The 23,750-nt window shown below is 46.0% G+C and carries 9 protein-coding genes, 3 tRNA genes and 1 riboswitch; of the genes, 2 read left to right on the top strand and 10 right to left on the bottom strand.

Annotated features, from left to right (window positions below):
* Positions 1–231: 231 nt before the first annotated feature.
* The 4 genes from ACJV45_RS01870 to pgi form a co-directional block, all read right to left on the bottom strand.
* Positions 232–1,782, bottom strand: a complete 1,551-nt coding sequence (locus ACJV45_RS01870) for an ABC transporter ATP-binding protein (RefSeq protein ID WP_419397515.1) — start codon at positions 1,780–1,782, stop codon at positions 232–234.
* Between the two features lie 133 nt (positions 1,783–1,915).
* Entirely contained in the window at positions 1,916–3,664 is a 1,749-nt protein-coding gene (locus tag ACJV45_RS01865; RefSeq protein WP_419397514.1) for an ABC transporter permease, read from the bottom strand.
* 137 nt (positions 3,665–3,801) lie between these two features.
* Positions 3,802–4,059, bottom strand: coding sequence for a hypothetical protein (locus ACJV45_RS01860; protein WP_410312801.1), 258 nt, complete (start codon positions 4,057–4,059; stop codon positions 3,802–3,804).
* Positions 4,060–4,124: 65 nt separating this feature from the next.
* A riboswitch (M-box (ykoK) riboswitch) is annotated at positions 4,125–4,285 on the bottom strand.
* A 532-nt stretch (positions 4,286–4,817) separates the two neighbouring features.
* The gene (gene pgi / locus ACJV45_RS01855; protein ID WP_004120935.1) at positions 4,818–6,512 is read right to left on the bottom strand and encodes a glucose-6-phosphate isomerase; all 1,695 of its coding nucleotides are present in this window, start codon (positions 6,510–6,512) and stop codon (positions 4,818–4,820) included.
* Positions 6,513–6,827: 315 nt separating this feature from the next.
* Here pgi and ACJV45_RS01850 point away from each other — a divergent pair.
* Together ACJV45_RS01850 and ACJV45_RS01845 are read left to right on the top strand one after the other, a co-directional pair.
* Positions 6,828–6,900 (top strand) — tRNA-Thr (locus ACJV45_RS01850).
* Positions 6,901–6,936: 36 nt separating this feature from the next.
* Positions 6,937–7,017, top strand: a tRNA-Leu gene (locus ACJV45_RS01845).
* Positions 7,018–7,106: 89 nt separating this feature from the next.
* On the opposite strand, the gene ACJV45_RS01840 is transcribed toward ACJV45_RS01845, so the two are convergent.
* The 6 genes from ACJV45_RS01840 to ACJV45_RS01815 all read right to left on the bottom strand — a co-directional run bounded on the left by ACJV45_RS01840 (position 7,107) and on the right by ACJV45_RS01815 (position 23,654).
* On the bottom strand, positions 7,107–9,035 hold the full coding sequence (locus ACJV45_RS01840) for a glycoside hydrolase family 25 protein (RefSeq protein WP_419397513.1): 1,929 nt from the start codon (positions 9,033–9,035) through the stop codon (positions 7,107–7,109).
* Positions 9,036–9,210: 175 nt separating this feature from the next.
* A tRNA-Gly gene (locus ACJV45_RS01835) sits at positions 9,211–9,284 on the bottom strand.
* Between the two features lie 320 nt (positions 9,285–9,604).
* Entirely contained in the window at positions 9,605–10,081 is a 477-nt protein-coding gene (locus ACJV45_RS01830) for a holo-ACP synthase (protein WP_419397512.1), read from the bottom strand.
* A gap of 257 nt (positions 10,082–10,338) precedes the next feature.
* Complete coding sequence (locus tag ACJV45_RS01825; protein ID WP_419397511.1) at positions 10,339–20,004, bottom strand: fatty acid synthase subunit beta domain-containing protein; 9,666 nt, start codon at positions 20,002–20,004, stop codon at positions 10,339–10,341.
* Positions 20,005–20,157: 153 nt separating this feature from the next.
* Positions 20,158–21,810 carry an acyl-CoA carboxylase subunit beta gene (locus tag ACJV45_RS01820; protein WP_419397510.1) on the bottom strand — a complete coding sequence of 551 codons (1,653 nt, stop codon included), beginning with the start codon at positions 21,808–21,810 and terminating at the stop codon, positions 20,158–20,160.
* Complete coding sequence (locus ACJV45_RS01815; RefSeq protein ID WP_419397509.1) at positions 21,807–23,654, bottom strand: acetyl/propionyl/methylcrotonyl-CoA carboxylase subunit alpha; 1,848 nt, start codon at positions 23,652–23,654, stop codon at positions 21,807–21,809. Before ACJV45_RS01815 ends, ACJV45_RS01820 begins: the two co-directional genes overlap by 4 nt.
* Positions 23,655–23,750: the final 96 nt, after the last annotated feature.

Genomic DNA, 23,750 nt, shown 5'->3' with positions numbered 1-23,750 from the left:
AAGCTACATCAAAGTAAGTTAGTCTAATTTTAACTTTTTCAACTTTACTTTGAATAATCCTTCCCAAAAAGTTTGCTTTTCAGGGCTTCCATCTGCCAAAACTTTAAAAAAGCAGGCTAGACTATTGATAAGTCGACTATGCGGCATCGCCTTATCGAAAGCATACAGAACACAAATTTATGCTCAATAATGGACATTATTGAGCATTATTTCGCACTATTTCGCACTATTTCAGCGCGCAACTCCATTAAGCGGCGCCGCCTCAACAGTACGAGTTAATTCGTCATCATCGGCATCGTAGTCAAAAAGCTCACCATAACGACCCCAGCTAATCGCAATATCAAACTGCTGACGAGCCAAAGCGTCCGTGTGCTTACTGCGAAGCAAATCCAAAATCAACTCGCCACGAAGCTTGCCGTTGCGGTTTCGGCTCAAAGCCTGATCAATTGCATGAACAAGAGGAGCATGCTCAATTGCAAGACGCGCAAACACCTGCTTGCTGTGCAAAATGTCGGCGTTATGCCATTCTTGACCTGCTGGAGTAATAGTAATATGACCATTTTCTGCTGTAAGCAAATTAAGCATTGTTCCAGCATCAACAAGTGGGAACAAGTCATCGATTTCAAACGACAAATCCGCAGCCAAATCAGCCAAATCAATGCCATCTGGCTCTTCCGAAATAACATCTAGCAAACCTGCCATTCCTCCTGGCGTTGCGTTCGGCAGCAAGTGCACAGCAACAGGCTCAGGCTTCGGCTCCCCAGCATCCGCCTGCTCTTCGTTTTGCTTAGCTTCTGCCTCCGCGTCGTGATGCTTTTGAATAAGCATGTCAGCGATTGCAGCAGCCTCTGTTTCTTCCGCATCCGTTTGTTCCGCAGGTTGAGAATCGCCATCTGCACCAGACAAGTCGCCAGCAACCGTTGTATCAGTATTATCTGGCTCAGATTCACCCTCTGGCATAGAACCAGTCAAAATCGCATAAAGATTATCAACCATCGCCTCAAATTCGGCACTATGCTTGTCTCTCGGGCGAGGCAAATCAACTTGCACGTCTGCAATCAAATGTCCAGGATGAGATCCCAAAACCACCACGCGATCTGCCATTTGCACAGCTTCTTCAATATTGTGCGTAACGATTACAACAGACTTAATATCGCGCTCTTCACTAGACCAAAGCTTAAGAACTTCCTGACGAAGATTTTCTGCAGTAAGAACGTCAAGCGCAGAGAAAGGCTCATCCATAAACAGAGCATCTGGGCGCAAAACCAGTGCGCGCGCAATACCTACGCGCTGACGCATACCGCCAGAAAGCTCCTTTGGATACGCTGTTTCAAAGCCGTCCAAGCCAATCGCATCTATTGCAGCGAGCGCAAGCTCCGTGCGCTTTTCTTTGCTAACGCCTCTAGCGCGCAAACCAAGCTCCACATTATCTTGAACGGTAAGCCATGGCATAAGTGCGAAGGTTTGGAACACGATTGCCACCCCAGGATTTGGACCCGTAAGCTCGCGACCGCGATACGTTACAGTTCCCTCTGTTGGCTGAATTAAGCCTGCCATTGTTCGCAAGAAGGTTGATTTTCCAGCGCCAGAACGCCCTAGAATTGCAACGATTTCACCCTCTCGCAACGTAAACGATATATCGTGAAGCACGTGCTGAGTAGTGCCGCTATCCGATGTAAAACTTTGAGTTATGTGTTTTGCGTCGATGATATCGCTTGTAATTGAAGATTGCGCAGCAAAATTCTGCGCAGCCTTTTCCGCGGTTTTGTTCAAAGTGTTCATAATATTTGCCAATCTTTTCGTAAAGTTTATAAAGTTTATAAAGTTTATAAAGTTTATAAGTTTAATTTTTTTGAATTTATTTATTCAGCAGTTTAAGCAACTAATCATTGGTTGCTGGCGACTAGCCAATCGCCTAATTCAAAACAAATCTTTTTGCCGAATACCTTTGCAAAGGCGTCCAGAACAGTCGATTACTTAACACAACAATTAAGCTCATAACCGTTACTCCCACAAGCGTTTTTACAGAATCACCAACGGTTGTTGCGTTCGTAATATACGCGCCCAAACCCTGAGTTGCCATGTGATTCTTGCCATATTCCACAATCTCCGCCACAATCGAAGCGTTCCAAGCACCGCCAGCGGCAGTAATTCCACCAGTGCACCAGGATCCAAAAATCGCAGGCAAAACAAGAGTTTTCCACTTGAGTACACGATTTAATCTAAAGCTTCTTGTCATTTCTCTTAAATCATCTGGAATCGCGCTCGCTCCAGCAATAACGTTAAACAGAATGTACCATTGTGTGCCAAGCGCCATCAAAATAATACTTCCCCATCCAAGGTCAATATGCCAAGCCATAAACCACATCATTGCAAATGGGAATATAAAGTTTGCTGGGAAGCTAGCCAGAATTTGCACAACAGGTTGCATAATTCGCGAAATCTTAGGATTCATGCCAATATATACGCCTACTGGAACCCAAATCAGCGAGCTTACAAAAATCAGCACAGCTACGCGAGCAAAAGTCAAAGCTCCTAACGCTCCAGCTGTAGCGAACTCTTGCAAACCTGTGCGAGTTGCTACAAAGTAAAGCATTTGAGCAGCAAGCCCCAAAATCAGCACAGCCATAACAATGTTGAAAACCAAGTCGCCAAGTTTACGCTGTGATGCTTTACGCGGCCACTGTGAACCTGTGCGTCCGAATGGTCGTGTAACAATTTCAAGCCACTCGCGAATTGGAGAAAACAGCTTGCTAATAACTTCGTCGGCATGCGAATGACGAATAAGTGTCAAAACAGCACTCTTTCGTTCTTCGTCGGATGCGCTTTGAGTTATGCGGAATCGCTCTGCCCATGCGGTAAGCGGCTTCCAAAGGAAGAAGTCAATCGCTAGCACAACAACAATCATGGATAAAATAGCCCACCAAATGTTTCCAAGCTTGTTTTCTGCTGCAGATTGCGCCACAAAACTACCTACTCCAGGAAGCGCGTAAGTGTGGTTGTTTACGGAAATCATTTCGGAAGCTGTAAGGAAGAACCATCCGCCACCAACACTCATCATGCAATTCCAAAGCAGCGGAATCATTGCGTTTGGCATATCCAGCACCCAGAATCGCTGCCAATGCGTAAGTTGCAAGCTGCGCACTGCCTCGTCTAGCTCTTTTGGCTCGCTTAAAAGCGAACGGTGGAACGAGAAAGTCATATTCCAAGCCTGGCTTGTAAAAATTGCAAAAATCGACGCTGCTTCAACACCCATCATCGATCCTGGGAAAATCACCAGCCAAATCGTTACTGTAGCCGAAAGGAAGCCAAGAATTGGAACGGATTGCAAAATGTCTAGCAATGGAATAAGAACCTTGCCTAGTCTGCGGCTGCGTGCTGCAAGAGAGCCGTAAACAATCGTAAAAATCAGCGATGCTATAAGGGCTAGCATCATACGGAACACTGATCTAAGCGTGTAGTAAGGCAAATTAATGAGGTCGGTTGAAACTGCAGAAGGTATTCCTTTAGGTCCAATTGGCTGGTTGATGCACTGCAAAAGGAATGCACTTACTCCGAAAAGTGCGATTATACCAACGCACACAATAATGTCGGACCAGAAACGAGTGTTTTCGTCTACTTGCGTACTGGCACCGTTTTTTCCAGATGTTGTAAATATTGTCATGATAAGTCCTCTGGGAACGCGTATTTTTACACACGTTTGCCGCTTATCACCACTATTTTTTGCGTTTATCTTAAATTTTGCTTAAAATTTTAGATTTTATTTTAGAAGCGCTTATTTAATGCGCGGTTGCTGGCGACTTATCCCAACAAATCAAATAAAATCTTCAATCGCAAAAAATCTTCAATCGCAAACGTTTTGGCGGTGACTGCCGGTTTGTCATATTCATCTTTTGTATATTCAGGGGGAACGTCCGTACTACTACTAATACTGTCTGAATCGTCACTAACAGTATTAACTGTATTAGCACTTTTATTACAACTTGTATTACTACTACTGTCATGTTTCACGGCAATCACCTCCTCTAGCCTGTGCGCGCCAACGCAAAACCGTACTATCGTATCATCATTGAACCGGACGGCAAGCAAGAAGACACAAGGTGATTTTTAAACCAAAAGAAATCAGCCTTAATCTTGTCGTTCAAGCTTCAGCTTCGCAGGGCGGTGGCGTTGCATTAGTCGAAGCCTTGAAATCGACAACGACTGTTGACCAACGTGCAGTGTCTCCACTGTGTTGCGGCAGCAACCCGTATCCCCGTGGTAGCCTTACCTACCGACCGTGCTCATTATAAATTATCACTGTTCTTGTGTCAACCTATTTTTGGATTGACTTTTCGCGCTACGGTTTAAGTGAAAAGGCACGTCGGAGCGCAAGCTATGTAGAGATTCAAGATTTTTCGCAGCGGATGAAGCGAACCTAAGCATGAAATGGTGATTCGCTGAAGTAGCAAGAAAAATCGAGAATCTCGGTGATTAAGTGGTACGCAATTGTTCAGACTCGTAAGAGGGCTGGGTGATTCTTGGTCGAACAATATAAGAGCGGCAGCCGATACCAAATAATCCAATGATCAACCACTACAAACAAACTTCAACCCAAAAACAAAATCAAAACCAAATCGGAACAACCGCAACACAAGATAACACGTAATAGGCAGAGCGTTGTGAGACAAGAAACACCCAGCCCTCGCGCAACGCTAAATAGGAAAAGCGCGCAATGCCAAGCAAGAAAAACGCAAAAAACAAAAAAGCCTCTTGAAGAATTTAATCAACAAGAGGCTTTAAATCAACAATCAAATAAGATTGCTATACACTCACTACTACTTGCGATGAGCGCGATAGAAGCGAATCAAGCTCTGGGTAGAAGCATCCTGAGCTGCCAAAGCATCGTCATCCTTAGAGATTGCAGGAGTAATCTGCTTTGCAAGCTGCTTGCCAAGCTCCACACCCCACTGGTCATAGGAATCCAATCCCCAAACAGTGCCTTCAACGAAGGTGATGTGCTCGTAGAGAGCAATCAACTCGCCCAAGCTAAATGGGGTCAAAGCATCGCCGAAGATGGACGTGGTTGGACGGTTGCCGCTAAATACGCGAGCTGGAACGATCTCTTCTGGAGTGCCTTCAGCGCGAACTTCGTCAGCAGTCTTGCCGAAAGCAAGAGCCTTGGTCTGTGCAAGATAGTTGCCCAAGAAGAGCTCGTGCACATCCTGATCGCCATCCTTAGTAGGATTTGGCGTGTTCACGAAAGCAATGAAATCAGCTGGAATAAGCTGAGTGCCCTGGTGAATCAACTGGTAGAAAGCGTGCTGGCCGTTGGTGCCTGGCTCGCCCCAGAAGATTTCGCCGGTTTCGCTTGTTACAGGAGTGCCGTCCCAGCGCACAGACTTACCGTTGGATTCCATGGTGAGCTGCTGCAAATAAGCTGGGAAGCGGTGCAAGTACTGATCGTATGGAAGAACAGCGTGGGAAGCAACCTTGTAGAAGTTGCGGTACCAAACGTTGAGCATGCCGAGAAGCACAACAACGTTCTTCTCGAATGGGGTTTCAGCAAAGTAAGTATCGATTGCGTGGAAGCCCTTCAAGAACTCTTCGAAGCGCTCTGGTCCGAGAACTACAGCCAAAGAAGTGCCAACAGCGGAATCCACGGAGTAACGGCCGCCAACCCAGTTCCAGAATCCGAAAGCGTTGGTTGGGTTGATGCCGAACTCTTCAACCTTTTCGAGGTTGGTGGAAACAGCCACGAAGTGCTTAGCAACAGCTTCAGCCTTCTTTGCGTCGCTGCCGTCAATAGCACCGCTCTCCTGAAGCTTGTTAAGCAACCAGGTACGAGCTGTACGAGCGTTGGTCAAGGTTTCCAAAGTGGTGAAGGTCTTGGAAACAATGATGAAAAGCGTGGTTTCTGGATCCAAATCCTTGGTCTTTTCTGCCATATCGTTTGGATCAATGTTGGAAACGTAGCGAGCGCTAATACCAGCGTCAGCGTATGGCTTCAAGGCTTCGTAGACCATGACTGGACCAAGGTCGGAACCGCCGATACCAATGTTTACAACGGTCTTGATGTTCTTGCCAGTAACGCCCTTCCAAGCGCCGGAGCGAACCTTGTTTGCAAAATCGTAAATGCGACCTAACACTTCACGAACGTCGGCAACGGTATCTTGACCGTCTACCATGAACTTGCCAGCGTCTTCGGCTGGACGACGCAAAGCAGTGTGCAATACTGCACGGTCTTCAGTGTTGTTAATGTGCACGCCAGTGTACATTGCCTTAGTGCGCTCATCAAGCTTAACAGCCTTTGCCAGGTCAGCGAAAAGCTTAAGCGTCTCTGGCTTAATCAAATTCTTAGAAAGATCGAAGTGGAGGTCTCCAGCTTCGAAGCTCAACTTATCCACGCGATTTGCATCCTGAGCAAACCACTTCTTCAGGCTCACGCCTTCGGACTGCAATTCATCATAGTGCTTCTGCAAAGCAGCCCATTCAGGTGTTTTAACGGCGTCAACTGGTGGATTGATGGCCATTTCTTGGTCCTTTCATCTTGAATGAAGTGACGTGATGCCTTGTTTTATCAATCTTTAGGCACACTTGAACACGTTTTAATCACAATAATCATCGAGAATCATAGTGAACTATAAAGTAAACACGTGTAAATGCGCGCAAAGTGAAACTTGTGCATCACTATCTTCCAATTGCCAAGATACTCACAAAAGAGGACAGAAATACACTTTGACTAGAACACATGCGAACATTTGCGGCGCGTCATGCTAGACAAATTGCAAATATTAATATATAGTATTTGATTTGTGCGCGAGTCGCGAATGCTTCTCGGGCAAATCGCCACTTTAGCTCAGTCGGTAGAGCGTCTCACTCGTAATGAGAAGGTCGACAGTTCGATTCTGTCAAGTGGCTCTTAAAGTTCTTTTTCGCTTGTTTTAGGCGATTTAAGCGCGAGTGGCGAAATGGTAGACGCGCAGGATTTAGGTTCCTGTGTCTTACGACATGTGGGTTCAAGTCCCATCTCGCGCACAAAAAACAAGGACCAGATGTTATTAGCATCTGGTCCCTTTTTTCTCTTAAACGGAAAACTGGAGAAAATATTTACTCTTAGTCTAAAACTACACTCCAAAAGCGTAAGTCTTAGTATCTTTGAGTATACCACTAGATGTGTACGCTTCAAAGTGTGTCCAATAAATTCCAGGTTTAGGACTCCACAAAGCCCACGGACCCTTAAATTGGCTCACCCATTGTTTGGCGTTATAGTCATATATTTTGATAATAGTGTAACCATTAGGGTTATTTGTAGTAGCACCTAGTAAAACATTGCTACCACGCCAAGCCGCATAAGTGCCAGAAACCACTGTGTCACCTGTAAAAACAGGGGCTGGTGCATTCTGAATCTCATAGTGGAAAGCAATGGTTTTGTTACCCAAAGGCTTCTTAGTGAACGAATCACGAACATCACAATGAAGCCAATAATCACCATTGCTCGTCACCCAAGAAGCCCAATTACTAACGGACCAGTCAGAAATAGTTTTCCACTGCTTATTAAGCAAATCGTAAGCAAGCCAACGGTATTCCATGTGATTGTAAATACTACTGCTTGCTGCAGCACCTACAGCTATATCGTTACTGCGAACAATCCACGTAAAATCTATGTGAGCACGACTTGTAGCAGTAGTTGGTCTAGTACCGAATGCGTTTAAATCAACATTACCTTGAATTCCAGAGACAGAACCGCTAGAAGTGTACTGCCAACCACCTAATGGTGTTGTAATGTTAAAAAGCGTAGTTGCACCATAGCTAGCAACCCAGCTTGTGCGATCGTGAATGTATTGGGAATTAAGCGGACCGTTTAAATAATTCGCATAAGAATAAACACCTAGATTAATGTATCCAGCAGAAGCCAGCTGATTCCACCACGATGCGACAATATTCTGATAAACGTATGGATCAGTAGGTGGTTGATGCCCTGCCCACTCCCATCTTTCCAAATCGTAGTAAACAGGGTATGAAAGGTCACTTGGATTAACTCCAGCACCTTGCAAAAGCCTTGCAACATCGGCACCTTCGGAAGCGCCATCAGAAGGCGTTTCAGCGTAGGAATAAACATAAACTCCAAAAGGAATACCTAAACGCTTGCATTCGTTGATATTTCGCACAGCATACTTATCGTAGCCATTATCCCAACCGTAGCTGATGCGAATTATTGCACCTTCTACTCCAGCGGCTTTAGCAGCAGCCCAATCAATTTCATGCTGATGTTCAGAAACATCTATAACACCTCTAGCGTTATAAGCAAACATGTTTCCGTTGCCATCAAAGAATGATTGAGAACCATTGTAATCTTCCCATTCCACGCCATAATTTGTTACAGGCAAATAGGCTTTGCGAACAATACCATCAGTTGTTGTGGCTGTTTTAGAAGACAATATTGTTGAATCTTTTGCTTTAGCAGAAGATTTAGATTCGTCTGGAATAGGCTGATTTGAGCTTATTAGACGAACCGCGGAAGGATTGGCGGAATTGGCAGAATTGGCAGAATTCGTAGAATTGGCAGGATTGTAGCGCTTAATTGCTTTTCGCAAATCTCCAACAGTAATAGGCGTAAAACGTCTTCCATCGCTCTTAGCAAGAGGATCTGGCTGCTTGTCTTTAGTGCCAATAATTTTAGGATCAGTAACAATATCGCCAGTTTTAAGAGATTTCAAATGACCAGTAGATGTAAGAGCATATTTTGAAGAAACTACTTCGTCACTATTCTTAAATGACGACGCCACTTTTGAAGGCAACTTGAAATCAGGATTATTGGCATCACCATCGGCGAAACCATTCAAACGATTATCTTCAGCAGAATTACCATTTCCATTATCTGCACTTTTTATTGCATTATTTTTGGCACTTCTTAACGAACTTCTTGATGAACTAGAAGCAGAGCCTTCAAAAACATCACGTCCTTCAACATTAATAGATGGAGAAACGTTCATAACAAATGCAGTAGCAACAGAAACTAAACTTGCAATTACACGTACAATAATTTGTCCCACAACTCCTCCAGAGATATGTTTTTACGTGTTTTTACCTCATATAACCATAGCAATATGCGCAAACAGTAAAGAAACAAGTCGCGAATCATATTGAATAACGAAAAACACAAAAATAACTAGGACTAATCACGCCATACTTAGCACAATCGGAATCGAAGAAATCACGGAAATCAAATGGAGCGGATGACGGGAATCGGACCCGCGTCATCAGTTTGGAAGACTGATACTCTACCATTGAGCTACATCCGCAATTGCATGTAATGGAATTTTTATAAGACCCCAAAACAGCGACTCGAACAATTATACAGATGATTTTGACATAAAACAACTAACGACACTCCACTTAGATACTCAAGAGCGTTACAGCACACGATAACATGCCTGCTTTTGTTTACCATCTGACCCAAAACGGAAACAAACACGGGCAACTATTCCTGCTTTTGTTTACCATCTAACCCAAAACGGAAACAAACACGGGCAACTATTCCTGCTTTTGTTTACCATCTAACCCAAAAAGGGAACAAACGCGGGAAAAATAAACAAAACCATACAGTGCAAATCGCAAATATCTAAGCTATTTCTAGAATCACAAACGCAGATGCGATTGCAGATGCGTCTTCAAGCAAACCATCGTGGCTCAAAGAAACATGCCATCTAATAGAAAAGCCATCCTGTGCATTAATCATAGGAACCGTGCTCAAAGATTGCATAAGCTTTTCATTAACAGCAGCATCAAGATGAACACTTGGACAACCACGAGAATCATCTAAAATCTCAATACTCGCCCACGGTGTGTTATCTAGCGTGTAAGGATATTTTGCATCTCCAAACGAAGATAAAGCCTCGCACCAAGATTTTATAACAGCCTCTTTTCCAGCCCAGCGCGCTGCAATATGCATCGCCTCAGCGTCGTTTTTTGAGTGCGCTCGCATGGCGCACTGTCTAAGCTCACGCGTAGAAAATAGCGCGCGCCAACCATCGCCATCATGCATCTGTTGAGCGAATTGTGCAATCTGCACTATGTCGTGTCCAATGCCCGCAATCATCAAACTCACTTCCTAATTACTCGCTAGTGCGCTACTTAGCGTAGGCTATGCGGTGCTTTTGCCCCCGCGTTTGTTCCCATATTGGGCATTTTGGAAAACAAACGCAAGATCACTCCCCCACGTTTGTTCCCATATTGGGCATTTTGGGAAACAAACACAAGATCACTCCCCCGCGTTTGTTCCCATTCTTGGTGTTTTGGGAAACAAACGCGGGCAAAAAGAAACAAAAGCCGCTAGCAATCTAGAAATCTAGCAATCTAGCAATAGTAGCCGCTGGCATCTAGTCGAGCGTCTGGGTTTAGCAGCATAGCTTTTTCTGCCTCATGCCCATCGTAGCGCGACCCGTCTGGCATACGCGTACCGTCTTTAAGCAAACGGCGATTTTCCGCAGGCTCAAACAGTTGCACATGACCCATCATGCCCTCTTGCAAACGTCGCTGACCTGCAGCAAGACGCGCATTCGCCTTGGCTCGCCATTCGCTAAGCGCATCCGCACCTGCAGTAGCAGCCACTGCCGCCTCAAACGCACCAGGATGCACAAGAGCCACAAATCCGCTAACATGCCCGAATCCAAGCGATGTAGCCAGAGCCGCTTTAACCATGCCAACTCGCATTGGGTTTCTCAACCACACCATATGATCATCATGCGCGAGCTTAGGATCCACACAATCAAGCGACATATTCCCAGGAATCACGCCACTTCTAAACAGCTGCGTTAAACCGTTGATTTGGAATATGCACGCACCGCCCTTTGCGTGTCCGGTAAGCGTCTTTTGGCTAATTACAAACAGTGGATTTCCGCTTGTGCGCCCAATAGCATGAGCCAAAGTATTGTGCAGTTCGGATTCGTTCGGATCGTTTGCGTTCGTAGACGTATCGTGCTTAGAAACCACAGCAATATCGTCTGGTGTAACTCCAAGCGCCGCCAAATCGTGCACAAGCTTGGATTCGCGCCCACCCATTCCTGCAGCTAGCGCACCCAATCCTGGAGCTGGAATCGAAGTGTGCACACCATCTGCATAAGAGTGAATAAATCCAACTACGCCAGCAACAGGCAAGCCGAGTTTAAGCGCAATATCTCCTCGCGTAACGAGAATCGTGCCGCCGCCTTGCGCTTCCAAGAATCCTCCGCGTCGGCGATCGTTTGCTCGCGAGAAGAATCGTGGATTTATGCCCTTTGCATACATTTCCTCGCTGTTTGCAGTTGCGTTCATGTTGCCGAAACCAACCACGGACTCAACGCCAATATCGTCAATCGCGCCCGTTACAACAAAGTCTGCTTTGCCGAGAGCAATCTTATCGACGCCTTCTTCAAGCGAAACTGCAGCAGTGGCGCATGCTGAAACTGGCTGAATCATGTTTCCGTAGCCACCAATATATGTTTGCATTACGTGCGCTGCTACGACGTTTGGCAATGCTTCTTGCAATACGTCTGTAGGGATTTCGTGGTTTAGGAAGCGATCTAGATACAGTTTTCGCATAGACGTCATTCCGCCAAATCCTGTGCCTTGAGTCGATGCTACAAGGGACGGATGCACGGCTTGCAAAATTTCCGAAGGCGTGAAACCAGCGGAAATGTAGGCGTCTACGGTTGTTACGATATTCCACAACGCAATCGGGTCTACACTTCCCACCATCGAAGCTGGAATTCCCCACTTTAATGGGTCGAAGCCTTTAGGGAATTGTCCTCCAACAGTTCGGGTCATGGCTGCGCGCCTTGGTACGCGTATCATTGAGCCAGTTTTGCGCGTAACGGTCCATTCTCCCGATTCAGCATCTTGCATAATCGTAGTGTGTTCTTCATCTAGCGCCACGTATTCGCGAGCAATCGTTTCTGTTGGCACACTGAAGCTCACGTCGTGGTCGAGGAAGATTTCGGCTTCTTCTTCGTTTGCTCCGTCTTTGTAGTCGCCACCCATGCCGGTTTCGAATGGTCTAATACCAGAACGTGCAACTACCTCATCTCGATACTTTTCTGCAATATCTTCTTCTGGCACAAGCGTGCCGTCCGCATCATACCATCCTGGTTTTGGCGAGTCTTGCCAAGTTAGCAAGCCCATGTTCCAAGCCAATTCCAATACTGCTCCTGCAGAAATATCAACGGAACCGTCTTCTTGTATTCCAAGTTCTGCTTCGAATCGTGTTCGCCCAGATCCCCATGGTCCAAGTTCTCCAACAGATACTATTACAATCTGGTTTTCTGGTCGCGCTGTAACGTTCTTCCAATCCGCTAGATTTACGTGAGGTTGTTGCAAAGCGTATGGTGTTGGAAGTGCTTTGTTTGTTATTTTTATAGAAGACTTTGCGTTTGGATATGACTCGTCTAAAGCTTGCGACTTTTGAGCGTTAGTTTGGGATAAGTCGCAAGCAGCCGCGCGTTCTTGATCCGCAAGCGCTTCTGCGCGAAGCGCGTTCAAATCAAGAGCATCCTTACCTAATCCTCCTGTAAAATCAACGTCCAGAGGTGCGATTGCAGACTGTTCGCGCGCTTTACGAGTGCACAAATCTAGCAAACGGTTTGCCATTTGTTGAGTTGAATACGTTGTTATGCCGTGTTTTTCTACGACTTTAACAAGCGGATCATTTCCGCCCATTAAGCCGGTTCCACGCACCCATCCAATCTTAGGATGAGCGAATGTAACGCGATCCGACCACACACTTTCTGCATGCGCACGGTTCACAATTGCATCGAATGCGCTCTTGACTTCGCCGTAAGCGCCGTCGCCGCCGAACATACCGCGGTTTGGAGAGCCAGGTAACACAACGTGCATACGATGTTGCACATCTGTATCTGCTCCGATTTGCGCGAATCCTGCGATTGCACGTTCCACACCCCATAGCATTAGGCGAGATTGAGATTCGAAAAGCGCACCAGAATCAGCCAAAGTGCCGTGAACTGGAGGTGCTGCAAACGGGAAGAACATGCTTGGCTCATAAGCTGGCTTCAAAATGGTGGTTGTTGCGCCGCTGACTTTCTTTGAAACTGTGCCAACCCACTTTACTAGAGCATCTACATCTCGGTAGCTAGATAAGTTTGCTGGCACAAGCCATAATTTAGCTCCCATAACAGCGTTTTCACGATACGCTTTTTTCGCCCATGCTTTAACGCTTGGCTTAAAACTGTGAGATGTTGCTATAACTGTTGCTCCACCTCTTAGTAAACCGCAGACGACTGCTGCAGCAATTGAATTTGGTGCAACGCCTGTTACAACCGCAACATCTGATGCGAAGCGATTTGAGAAAATAGGACGAGAATCAAGGTTTTCGCTATTAACTTCTTTAGTATCTTTAGGAAGATCATTAATATCTGTTAATGCATCTTTAGATATGCGCTTGAATACGCAACTCAAATCATTAAGTCCGGTTGCTTGAGACTTTTGAGCGAACCATAATGCTTCTTCAGCAATAGTTTTGCCCGTGCCAACAAAACAACCAAAATTGTTGATTTCAGATAAACCATGGTTTGAACCAGAATTTGAACCAGAGTTTGAACCAAACCCCTGATTAGCCTTATTCGCGTAGTATATTCTAGCCAAATCTTCGCGAGCGCTAGCCCAGCGATCATCGAATAGAATCGCCTTGCGCTCATCGAATCGAGGCTCCACTTGCTTTGGCCAATCCGCTCCAAGCTCAGCTTCTACAGCTGCAACAACAGCCGCATTTTCATCGCTCTCAGCTTCTGCTTTAGGAGCTTCAACACCAAGCTTTGCTAACACGAATTTAGCAGTAGCAGCCAAAACGCCGTCAGCACCAACAACCTTCTGCGCAAACTCGTCTAAGGCTGCAGAATCAACTACTGCGCCGCCTGCTGTGCCCGCGGAACCTGGTTGAGCGAGAGCAATTCCGTGCTCTTTAGCAACCTGATTAATAGCAGAATCGATCAAATCTTGCGCTGCAGAAGTATTCTTTGCTGGCTCTGTAGAAAGTTGCGCCAAGTCGCCTCCGCGTACGCTTGCTCCTTCTCGCGTTTGCAAAATAAGAGCAGCCAAAACGTGTGCTCGCCAGCCTTCACCTAGCTGCCATACTTGTTCAATTCTCTTATCTATTTGCGTAGGCTTAAATCCAGCTGCGCCGAAGAGTGCACGCAAGCGTTCTCTCACAACGTCTGAAAGAACCGCCCCAAAAGCTTTATAACGCGGAGCAACAGAATCCACTAACTTGTTTAGCGCGCTCATCGGAGCTTCTGCAGCACCATCTACGCTTGCCACTCCCAGCTCGGAGCTTATGTCCATTAAAAGCTGGTTTCGTCTAGAGGATACGCCGTTTGTTAGCGTGTCTGTGGTGTCTGCGTCGCCGATTTGGTCGGCGCGAATTTTTGCACTGTAAGCTATAAGTGTTTTTATAGCATCAGACGCTTTAAACTCAATATCTGCCACAGACCCAGATTGCACATTTTGCACATTTTGCACATTTTGCACAGAATTATCTGCATTTATTTGAGTAGATGCTGCACTTGCCGTGGCGGCTGCTTGCGATTTTTCCGCGTTAGTTTGTGATAAGTCGCCAGCAACCGTTGCTTCTGCAACCATAGGTTCTTCGTCTTCAAAAACTTCTGGCACAAGCGAATCCGTGTCTGTCATATAAACACGACCCTCGTCTCTACCAACGTTATAAACGGTAACTTTCTGTCCGCTAAACTGTGGCATAGAAAGCGTTTTTGCTCCAAGATTTGCCAAAGTTGGTGCGTTTCCTAAACCAACCTCAACATATTCTTCTACGCCTAATCCACCGCATGCAGCGCTTTCAAACATAAGCGCCTGCGTTTCAATCCAGCGAACAGGGGAAGCAAACTGCCAGGAAAGAAGCTCCGTAAGCAGCAACCTGCCGAGTTTTTGCTCATCAGCTGCATAAGAATCCCAAATTTCGTCATTTTCTAGCGCAGCCTTAATACGTTCTGAAGGAACAACGTCTAGAATCTTTTGCGCAAATTCGCGCGTAAACTCAAACGGGCATGCAACCAAGTTTGGTATATAACGATCAACCAGCACAGAGTAGTCAATATGTGCTGGAAGCAGAGAATCCAGCTTATCGCGAAACTCTGGCACACCTTTTCTAAGCAGCTTGGAATGGAAAGGCACGTCGATTCCTGGCACAAGCATAAATGGAGGCTTACCGCCATACTCTTTAGCTCGCTTGGCAGAATCTTGAGCCAAAGCTTTCAAACCTTTTATTGTGCCTGCTATTGCGTATTGTTGACCTGCCAAATTGTAGTTTACAATCTGCAAGAATTCGCCAGTTTGCTTAGAGATTCCTTCAACGTACGCGTTTACACCATCATCGTCCACACCGAACTGGTTTGGACGCAAAGCACCCATTCGATAGTTGGATCGGCCTTGCGCATCTCGCTCAATCAAGTGATGCATTGTAGATCCGCGGTGGAACACGAGTTCCAACACGGTTTCTAGCGGAATAATTTGAGCGAAAGAGCTTAGCGCATTGTATTCGCCAAGCGAGTGACCAGCAAAATACGCAGGCCAAATATCGCATCCTGCTTCTCTTAAGCGCGCGGTTTGCGCAAAAGCAACAGTAGCGAGCGCAACTTGAGTAAATTGCGTTAAGTTGAGCAAGCCTTCTGGATGACGATATGTTACGCCATTTGCTGTTAATTCCTTAGGATTATCTCGCACTACAGCAAGAATTGAGAATCCTAGTTTTTCGCGAGTAAGCTTGTCTGCACGCTCCCAAGTTTCGCGCACAGCTGGCGATTTGGCGCGCTCATCCAATGACATTCCTTGTTTTTGAATACCTTGTCCTGGGTATACGAATGCTGCTCGCGGCGCGCGTGTAAGTGCGCTCGCTTTAGAAACTATTTGCCCGTTTACTCGGCATGTGATTTCTAGAGCTAGCCCTCCGCGGCGTACTTTCCCTACTCGTTCTACGGTAATTTCTACCTCGTCGTTAAGCTGCACCATGCCGTACATGTTGTACGTCCAGCCAACAAGATCATAGTGTGCGCCTTTTTCATCCAATGCTTGAGCAACATGCTGAGCTGCTGCTGAAAGCCACATTCCGTGTACTAGAGGTGCGGAAAGTCCAGAGATTGCGGCTCCTCTTTTGGATGTGTGTATTGGGTTAAAGTCACCTGATGTGCGCGCAAAAGCTGTCATGTCTTTAGGTGCGCGAATTACGACGCGTCTAAGCGCTCGTCTAGGCGTGTTGTCTACGCTAAATCCGTGTAATTCTGCCGCATCTCCGTATTCTGGAGCAGACTTTGGTAGTGCTGCACTGTAGCTTCGCCCACGAATCGCGAATCGTTCTGTTTCGTGCGCGATTTTTGTTCCGTCTTGCGCATTGTGAATTATGTGTATTGTCACTACTCGCCCAGAAGCTGATTCGGCGTAATCTTCTGCCCAACCAGTGAGGTTTATGCGTGTTCCAACATATTTTTGCAGGTCGTCTGTAGATACATCTAGTTCTATTAGGTGGTCTAAATGTACTGCGTTGAGTAGTCCTTCAATTACTGGGTATCCGTCTACCATTACGGATCCTAGTGCTGAGTATATTGTTGGCCATGCTGGACCTACTAGCGCGTCTGGCACGATTCTTGATGCTTGTAAACCTTCTGGTAGGCGTCCAGCTGTAGCGGATTCGTGGTCGATTCCTAGGTTTCTAGAAAGCGTGTATGCTGATTTAACCACGCCAAACGGCATTTCGCAGGCTGTTTCACATGTTGTTTCACAGGCTGATTTGTTAGCTTTTCTACAAGCTATTTCTTTTTTAACTTGTTCGCACGCTTCTTGGCTTGCGTCTACTTTTGGCATTTCGCTTAAAACATCTCCAGTAATCGCAGTATTTCCAATGCCTGCGGTTGCTGCCAACATGTTATAAACGTGTTTTGGTAGTCGCTCGCGGTCTACTACTGGTATGCTTCCAGCACGCTTTGCGTCTACAATAAGCGGAATTACTATATCTCTAACAGCATGATTTTTGCCGCTGTTCTTTACGCTATTCTTGCCGCTATTTTCATTGTCTGATTCGTGCTCATCCCAGAACGTGTCTAGTTTAATGTCTAGATCAAGCTTAATTACGCTATTTTCTTCACTTATTACGGTTATAACATAGTTTTCACTATTATTTTGCGTTTTATAAGCAGGATTATTGGTTACGTGACCAATCCAAGAAATATTCGGACATGAGCGTACATATTCTTCAATATTTTGCGCACAATCTATTTGGCTAAACGCGTTTTGATTAAAGCCCAGAGGCAAGTCGCAAGCAGCCGAACGATTTATAACCGCAGCCTCAAATCTTCCTAAAATATCCGCGATTGGCTCATCCATTGTGGTTATTCCTGCAACAGAAATAGGTCCTGGAATTACTCGCACAGCATCCGCAGAATAGCGCGAATCTTCCGACTGCCAAAGCTGATCCTGACCCCACCAGCGAAGAAGATCATTGTCAATTACTGGCACAAATGGCATTGGCTTAGGATATTCACGCACCAAGGTTGGGAACCACGCAGCATCCATTGGAACAACGTTCATCGTGCTCGCATTAGGAAAAACTTGCACAAGAGAATCGAGAGCAGACTGAGGATTTTCAGCAACCTGCTTAATATCTGGCAAAATCGAAGTAAATTCGCCAGAATCTTGGCTTATTAAACGCGCTTCAATTCTCTGCAACAAATGCAGGTAGCGATCCGCGTAAGTAGGATCTGCCCAAGGATAGCTTAAATCAAGGAATCGCTGCGCAAACTGGGTATATGTCATATTTTCAACATCGCCAAAATATGGCTTTGCTGTAGAGTTAAGCGCAGCAATAACCTCGTCTTTACGTAACTCAAGCTCTTCTGGATGCTTCATCATATGAACAAGAAGACGACCACAGCGCGCGGACGCGTTTTCAATCTCGTAAATATCCGCGTGCAAATGGCTTAATCCGCTTGTTACTCCGCCAACAACCTTTCCAGAAGGCACCCAGCGCTCGCCAATAGGAGCAAACGGATCTTCACTTGCGCCAAGACCTTCCACACATGCATCATTTGCTTCTGTGATTCCAGGCGTCTCCACCAACATGCGCTTAACTTGCGCGCTTGTGTGCGCTTCCTTTGCTGTCATTGCTGCAGTGCCGATCATCACAGCATCTACTGGCATATTTGGCAAACCGTATTTATTGGACCATTCGCCACTAATGTAATCGGCAGCTCGCGAAGGAGTGCCGATTCCGCCACCTGCTACAAGCACCAAATTATTGCATTCGCGCACTTGAGCATAAGTGCTAATCAGCAAATCGTCTAGCGACTCCCAAGAGTGGTGGCCGCCTGCAGATCCGCCTTCTACTTGCGCAATAATTGTTGCTGGTTTAACAGCTTTTGCAATGCGAACTACTTGGCGAATCTGCTCTACTGTTCCTGGCTTAAAAGCAACATATGGGAATCCGTCGGCTTGAAGAGTTTCAACAAGTTCTTTTGCCTCGTCTAACTCTGGGATTCCTGCAGATATTACTACGCCGTCGATTGGTGCTCCAGAAGCACGCTTTTTTGGAACTATACGTTTGCTGCCAAATTGTAAATTCCACAAATAGCGGTCCATAAACATGGCGTTGAATTCTACGGTTGCTCCTTCTTGCAATTGCCTGCTCAAAGAGTCCATGTGCCTGTCGAATACTTCTTCTGTTACTTGTCCACCGCCTGCAAGTTCTGCCCAATATCCTGCGTTGGCTGCGGCGGCTACAATTTCTGGGTCTACTGTGGTTGGAGTCATGCCAGCAAGAAGCACAGGAGCTTTGCCTGTTAGCTTGCTGAATTTTGTTACAACTTTCTTTCCAGCTGGAGTATCGATTACTCGCGGCGCAAAATCCGCCCAGCAGCCAGTACGCAATAATTCAGCTTCTGCAGCGCTAGTTGTGCTTGCTTTTGCGCGCGCGTTCATTGTTCCAACTTCTACTACGCCAGCTCCGCTTCCTTGTAGTAGCACGTTTGTTAACTTGCCAAGCACTTCTCCTGGACCCATGTCTAGTACGTATAACTCTCGCGCATTCACGTTATTTAAAACTTTTTCTATTTGCTTCGCCCAATCTACTGGCTCTACTAGCACAGCGTTTGCAATCTTTAGTGCAAGTTCAGCATCTAATCCTGCGTCCTTTGCCCAGGCTTCAACTTGCTCTACAGCAGGTTTCATGATTGGAGAATGGAATGGCACTGTAACATCTAAATACTCTGCGATTGGCGCAAAAACCGATCCGCCTCGTTCCTTCATTTCGCGCATTTTTTTGGAGCGCTGCGACTCTTTCTGTGCCTGATTTTGCACGGCTTCCATGTCTTCTGGATATCCTGATAGCACAATGTGATTTCGCGAGTTTTTAACTGCGATTGATATAACGCCTCTGGTTCTTTCTACTCGCTTAATCAAGGCTTTCGCCTGTTCAAACGTAACGCCTTTTAGCGATAGCATTGGTGTTTTTTCGCCGTTTCCACTGATTTCTAACATTCGCGCTTCGCGGTCTGCTGCCGCTCCGATTATGTATGCGATTGCTATAAGTTCAGCTATTTGGTTTTGCGCGTTTTGCCATGACCCTGCTTTTATACGAGCTTCTACTATTTTTGCGGCTATTATGCCTTGAGAGTGTCCAAGGCTTGCAATCGGCTTGTTTACTTCAAAGTTGTAGCCTAAGTTTGTTAGGTCTCTTACGCTTGCAAGCTGAGCAATTGTGATTCCTGGTACGCTTAATTGTGCGCTGGCTGTGTTGATTTTAGGATTTTCTAAAGCATCGAATACGTTTATGTCAGTTCCAGCATTTGCTAATAACTGTGGATATATGTTTGATAGTAAAGTTTTTGCTAATTTGTTATATTCGCGTAATTCTTTATTTAATTCTGCATCGTTTTGTGTTTCTTTTAAGGCTTGCACCCATGGTGTGGATTGTCCTGCGAAGGTAAGAATGTGTGGTGTTTGTGCGAGCTGGTCAAATAAGTATGTTGTCATTTTATTTTCCTTTGTTCGTGGGTTTAAGTTTTATTTTTAAAATTTATTTGTGTTTTTTGGATTTATTTATCTTTGGTCGCTTTATGCGCGGTTGCTGGCGACTTTTGAGTGTTTTCCAAATAATTCCCGAATTATTCTCGAATTATTCCCAAATCACATTGGCTGGTTTCCATGATGCTTCCCCGTTCTCGAAACACGTTTTTTACTTCTTAAAATCTTCAAAGAATTAGCAATAACATCTCTTGTTTGCTCTGGATCTATCATTGCGTCAATCTGGCCAGTTTCCAGCGAAAGATTCGCGTTTACAGTGGTATTTTCGTAATTCTCAACAAGCTTTTTTCTTAAAGCGTCAACATCTTGTCCGCGCTCTTTTGCTTTTTGCAAATCCTTGCGATGAATAATGTTTACAGCTCCTTGAGCACCCAAAACCGCTATCTGGCTGGTAGGCCAAGCGTAGTTAAAGTCTGCACCCATAGACTTTGAGCCCATTACAATGTATGCTCCACCAAAAGCTTTGCGCAAAATCACAGTAACAAGCGGAACTTGCGCGTTTGCGTACGCGTAAATCACTTTTGCGCCTCTGCGAATAATTCCAGCGTGCTCCTGATCCGACCCTGGCTTGTATCCAGGAGTGTCTACAAGAGTTACAACAGGAAGATTAAACGCGTCGCACAATCGCACAAATCGCGCTACTTTTTCGGAAGAATTAACGTCTAGAATTCCAGCATTGACTTTAGGCTGATTTGCCACTATTCCAACAGGATGACCTTCTATGCAAGCAAAACCGACTACTGCGGATGCTGCGTAAAGCTCTTGAACTTGCACAAATTCGCCATAATCTACGATTGCGCGAATAACGTCTAAAACGTCGTACGGCTGGCGATCATTGCTCGGAACAATAGTCGCAAGCTGCTTAGCGGTTTCTCTGTCTGCGCGCGTGGCAGCGTATGCGAATGTTGGCGGATTTTGATTGCAATTTTGCGGCAAATAAGCCAAGATTGTGCGCGCATAGTCAATGGCGTCCGCCTCGTCTTCGCCCAAGTAGTGAGCAACGCCCGAAGTGGAGTTATGCACATATCCACCACCCAAATCGTCCATGCTAATCGACTCGCCTGTGGCAGCCTTAACAACATCTGGACCAGTTACAAACATGTTGGAGTGTTCGCGAGTCATGATTATAAAATCCGTAAGAGCAGGGCAATAAACTGCGCCACCGGCACAAGGTCCTAAAATCAAGGAGATTTGTGGAATTAAACCGCTTGCTTCACAAGTTTTTTTGAAGATTCTGCCATATTGCGTAAGTGCGTTAACGCCTTCTTGAATGCGAGCGCCGCCCGAGTCGATTAGCGCAACAACTGGAACTGCAAGCTGCAACGCCATGTCTAGAAGATGGCAAATTTTCTGGCCTTCAGCGCGTCCAAGCGTGCCGCCACGAACGGAAAAATCCTGAGCATAAACTGCCACTTTTTTGCCGTACACTTCGCCAAAGCCCGTGATTACTGCGCATCCTGCAATATCGTTATTTATGTCTCCACCGTTAAAGCGGCCTATTTCTTCAAACGTTCCCGTATCAAAAAGCAAATCCAAACGCTCTCTTGCCGTGGATTTTCCCTTTGCATGCTGGCGCTCTAAAGCATTCTGCTCGGCGTCTCTAGCAAGGCGAGCCGCGTGTTCTACGGCTGCTTTTCCACGCTGAGGCTGCGTAGGCTGCGCATTTTGCATAGTTTGTGAGTCTTTATTAACTTGCGCAGCATCTTTATTAACATCTTTTGCAACTTGTGTAGCATCTTTAGTAAGCGCACTCATTTTGCACTACCGCCTTTAGTCACGTCAATTGTTACAAGCTTTTCGCCTGCTTCTACACCATCTCCAGGCCCTACAAAAATGCCAGTAACTACGCCAGCTGCAGGTGCATAAACGTAGTTTTCCATTTTCATGGATTCAAGAACAGCAAGTAAATCGCCTTTTGCTACGCTCTGACCTTCCGCAACGTTTACGCGTGTAATCACAGCTTGCATTGGAGCAGAAATCACGCCAGGAGCATCCTTTGGCGTTTCCGACTTGTGAGTATCTCCTCTTAATCCTCGTCCTCTAAGCGGCTGCGATGCGCGAACCGTGCTTCTAACTCGCGCAGAGCCAGTAAGATTGTCTACAATATCTTGCGGAATCGTAAGCTTTACGCGCTTATTGTCTACTTCTATTACAAAAGACTCCATTTTAGTTGTCTTATTTTGTGATTCTTCACCAGACTTATTGGAATCCAAAGAAGCAGGCTGTCCGCCATTTGCCGCTGCAGCAGTGCGGTTCAAATACTTGCGTTCAAGCCATTTTGTAGAAATATCAAAATCGTGATCTTGCGCCGTAAAATCAGGATCGTTAAAAATTTGCTCAAAAAGCTTCGCAGGAGTAGGCACTCCCTCGATGCAAAGCTCCTTAAGCGCGCGTCTTACACGAGCAATCGCCGCATCGCGATTTTGAGCCGTAACAATAAGCTTGCCCATCATGGAGTCGAATTTTGGAGACACGCTATCTCCAACTTCTACGCCAGAATCCACGCGTATTCCAGGTCCAGATGGCCACTCTATTTTTGTTAGCGTGCCTGCGCTAGGCGTAAGATTCGTTGCTGGGTCTTCCGAAGTGATTCTAAGCTCAAAACTATGCCCGCGCGAAGGATGATTTTGCGTAAGCTCACCGCCGTCAGCAATCGTAAGCTGTTCGCGCACAAGATCTAGTCCGCTAACTTCCTCACTAACTGTGTGCTCCACTTGCAATCGTGGGTTCACTTCCAAGAAGTAAACTTTGTGTTGAGATGTCACCATATATTCGCACGTGCCCAAACCAACGTAGTCAACAGCTTCAAATAGGTTACGAGAATATCGGTGAAGCTGCGCGTTCTCGTCATCGGTAAGGAATGGCGCTGGTGCTTCCTCAACCAACTTTTGGTTTCGGCGCTGCACCGAGCAGTCGCGCGTGGAATATATGGTGAAGTTTCCATGAGAATCGCGGCCAACTTGTGTTTCCACGTGGCGCGCCTTGTCTATAAAACGCTCAATAAAGTACTCGTCAAGGTCGCCGCCTTGCAAAGCGTCGTGGTTCATGTAGAATCCGCGAAGCTCGTCATCGTTGTGCACAACGGTTATTCCGCGACCGCCGCCGCCATCCGTGCGCTTCATCATAACCGGGTAGCCGTGTGTTTGCGCAAAAGTCAACAATTCTCGAATGTCTTTTACAGGCTCCGATATGCCTGGTACGGGCGGCACTTTAGCGCGAGTTGCCACGCGGCGAGCGGTTATTTTATCCCCTAAATCAATAAGCGCTTCTGGCTTCGGGCCAATCCACACAGCGCCAGCATCAATCACCTTTTGCGCAAAACTAGCTACTTCCGATAAAAATCCGTAGCCTGGGTGTACAGCATCCGCTCCGCTTTTATGCAAAATGTCTATAATCGCGTCTTCGTTTAAATAAGTGTCTCTGTACGTGTCTCCAGAAAGCGCGTACGCTTCGCTTGCCATCTCAACATACTGTGCTTGACGGTCGGATGCCGCATAAATAGCTACAGTTTGTATTCCCATTTCTTGAGCAGTGCGAATCACTCTAAGCGCGATTTCGCCGCGATTTGCCACAAGTATTTTTTTGATATTCGTAACCATACGTTACAAGTTATAGGAAATTTGGCTTATAGTATCCGTGAATTTGAACAAAACATTATGCGATTTTTTGTAAACTTCTCCAACGCGCAGCGCTCG

Source organism: Gardnerella lacydonensis (assembly GCF_048545055.1).
GTDB classification, from domain to species: domain Bacteria; phylum Actinomycetota; class Actinomycetes; order Actinomycetales; family Bifidobacteriaceae; genus Bifidobacterium; species Bifidobacterium vaginale_C.
This window is presented reverse-complemented; position numbering and strand designations above follow the sequence as displayed.

Excerpts from the sequence above, each read along its gene's own strand:
- ACJV45_RS01870 (WP_419397515.1), bottom strand. The coding sequence starts at position 1,782 with ATGAACACTTTGAACAAAACCGCGGAAAAGGCTGCGCAGAATTTTGCT.
- ACJV45_RS01865 (WP_419397514.1), bottom strand. The coding sequence starts at position 3,664 with ATGACAATATTTACAACATCTGGAAAAAACGGTGCCAGTACGCAAGTA.
- pgi (WP_004120935.1), bottom strand. The coding sequence starts at position 6,512 with ATGGCCATCAATCCACCAGTTGACGCCGTTAAAACACCTGAATGGGCT.
- ACJV45_RS01830 (WP_419397512.1), bottom strand. The coding sequence starts at position 10,081 with ATGATTGCGGGCATTGGACACGACATAGTGCAGATTGCACAATTCGCT.
- ACJV45_RS01825 (WP_419397511.1), bottom strand. The coding sequence starts at position 20,004 with ATGACAACATACTTATTTGACCAGCTCGCACAAACACCACACATTCTT.
- ACJV45_RS01820 (WP_419397510.1), bottom strand. The coding sequence starts at position 21,810 with ATGAGTGCGCTTACTAAAGATGCTACACAAGTTGCAAAAGATGTTAAT.
- ACJV45_RS01815 (WP_419397509.1), bottom strand. The coding sequence starts at position 23,654 with ATGGTTACGAATATCAAAAAAATACTTGTGGCAAATCGCGGCGAAATC.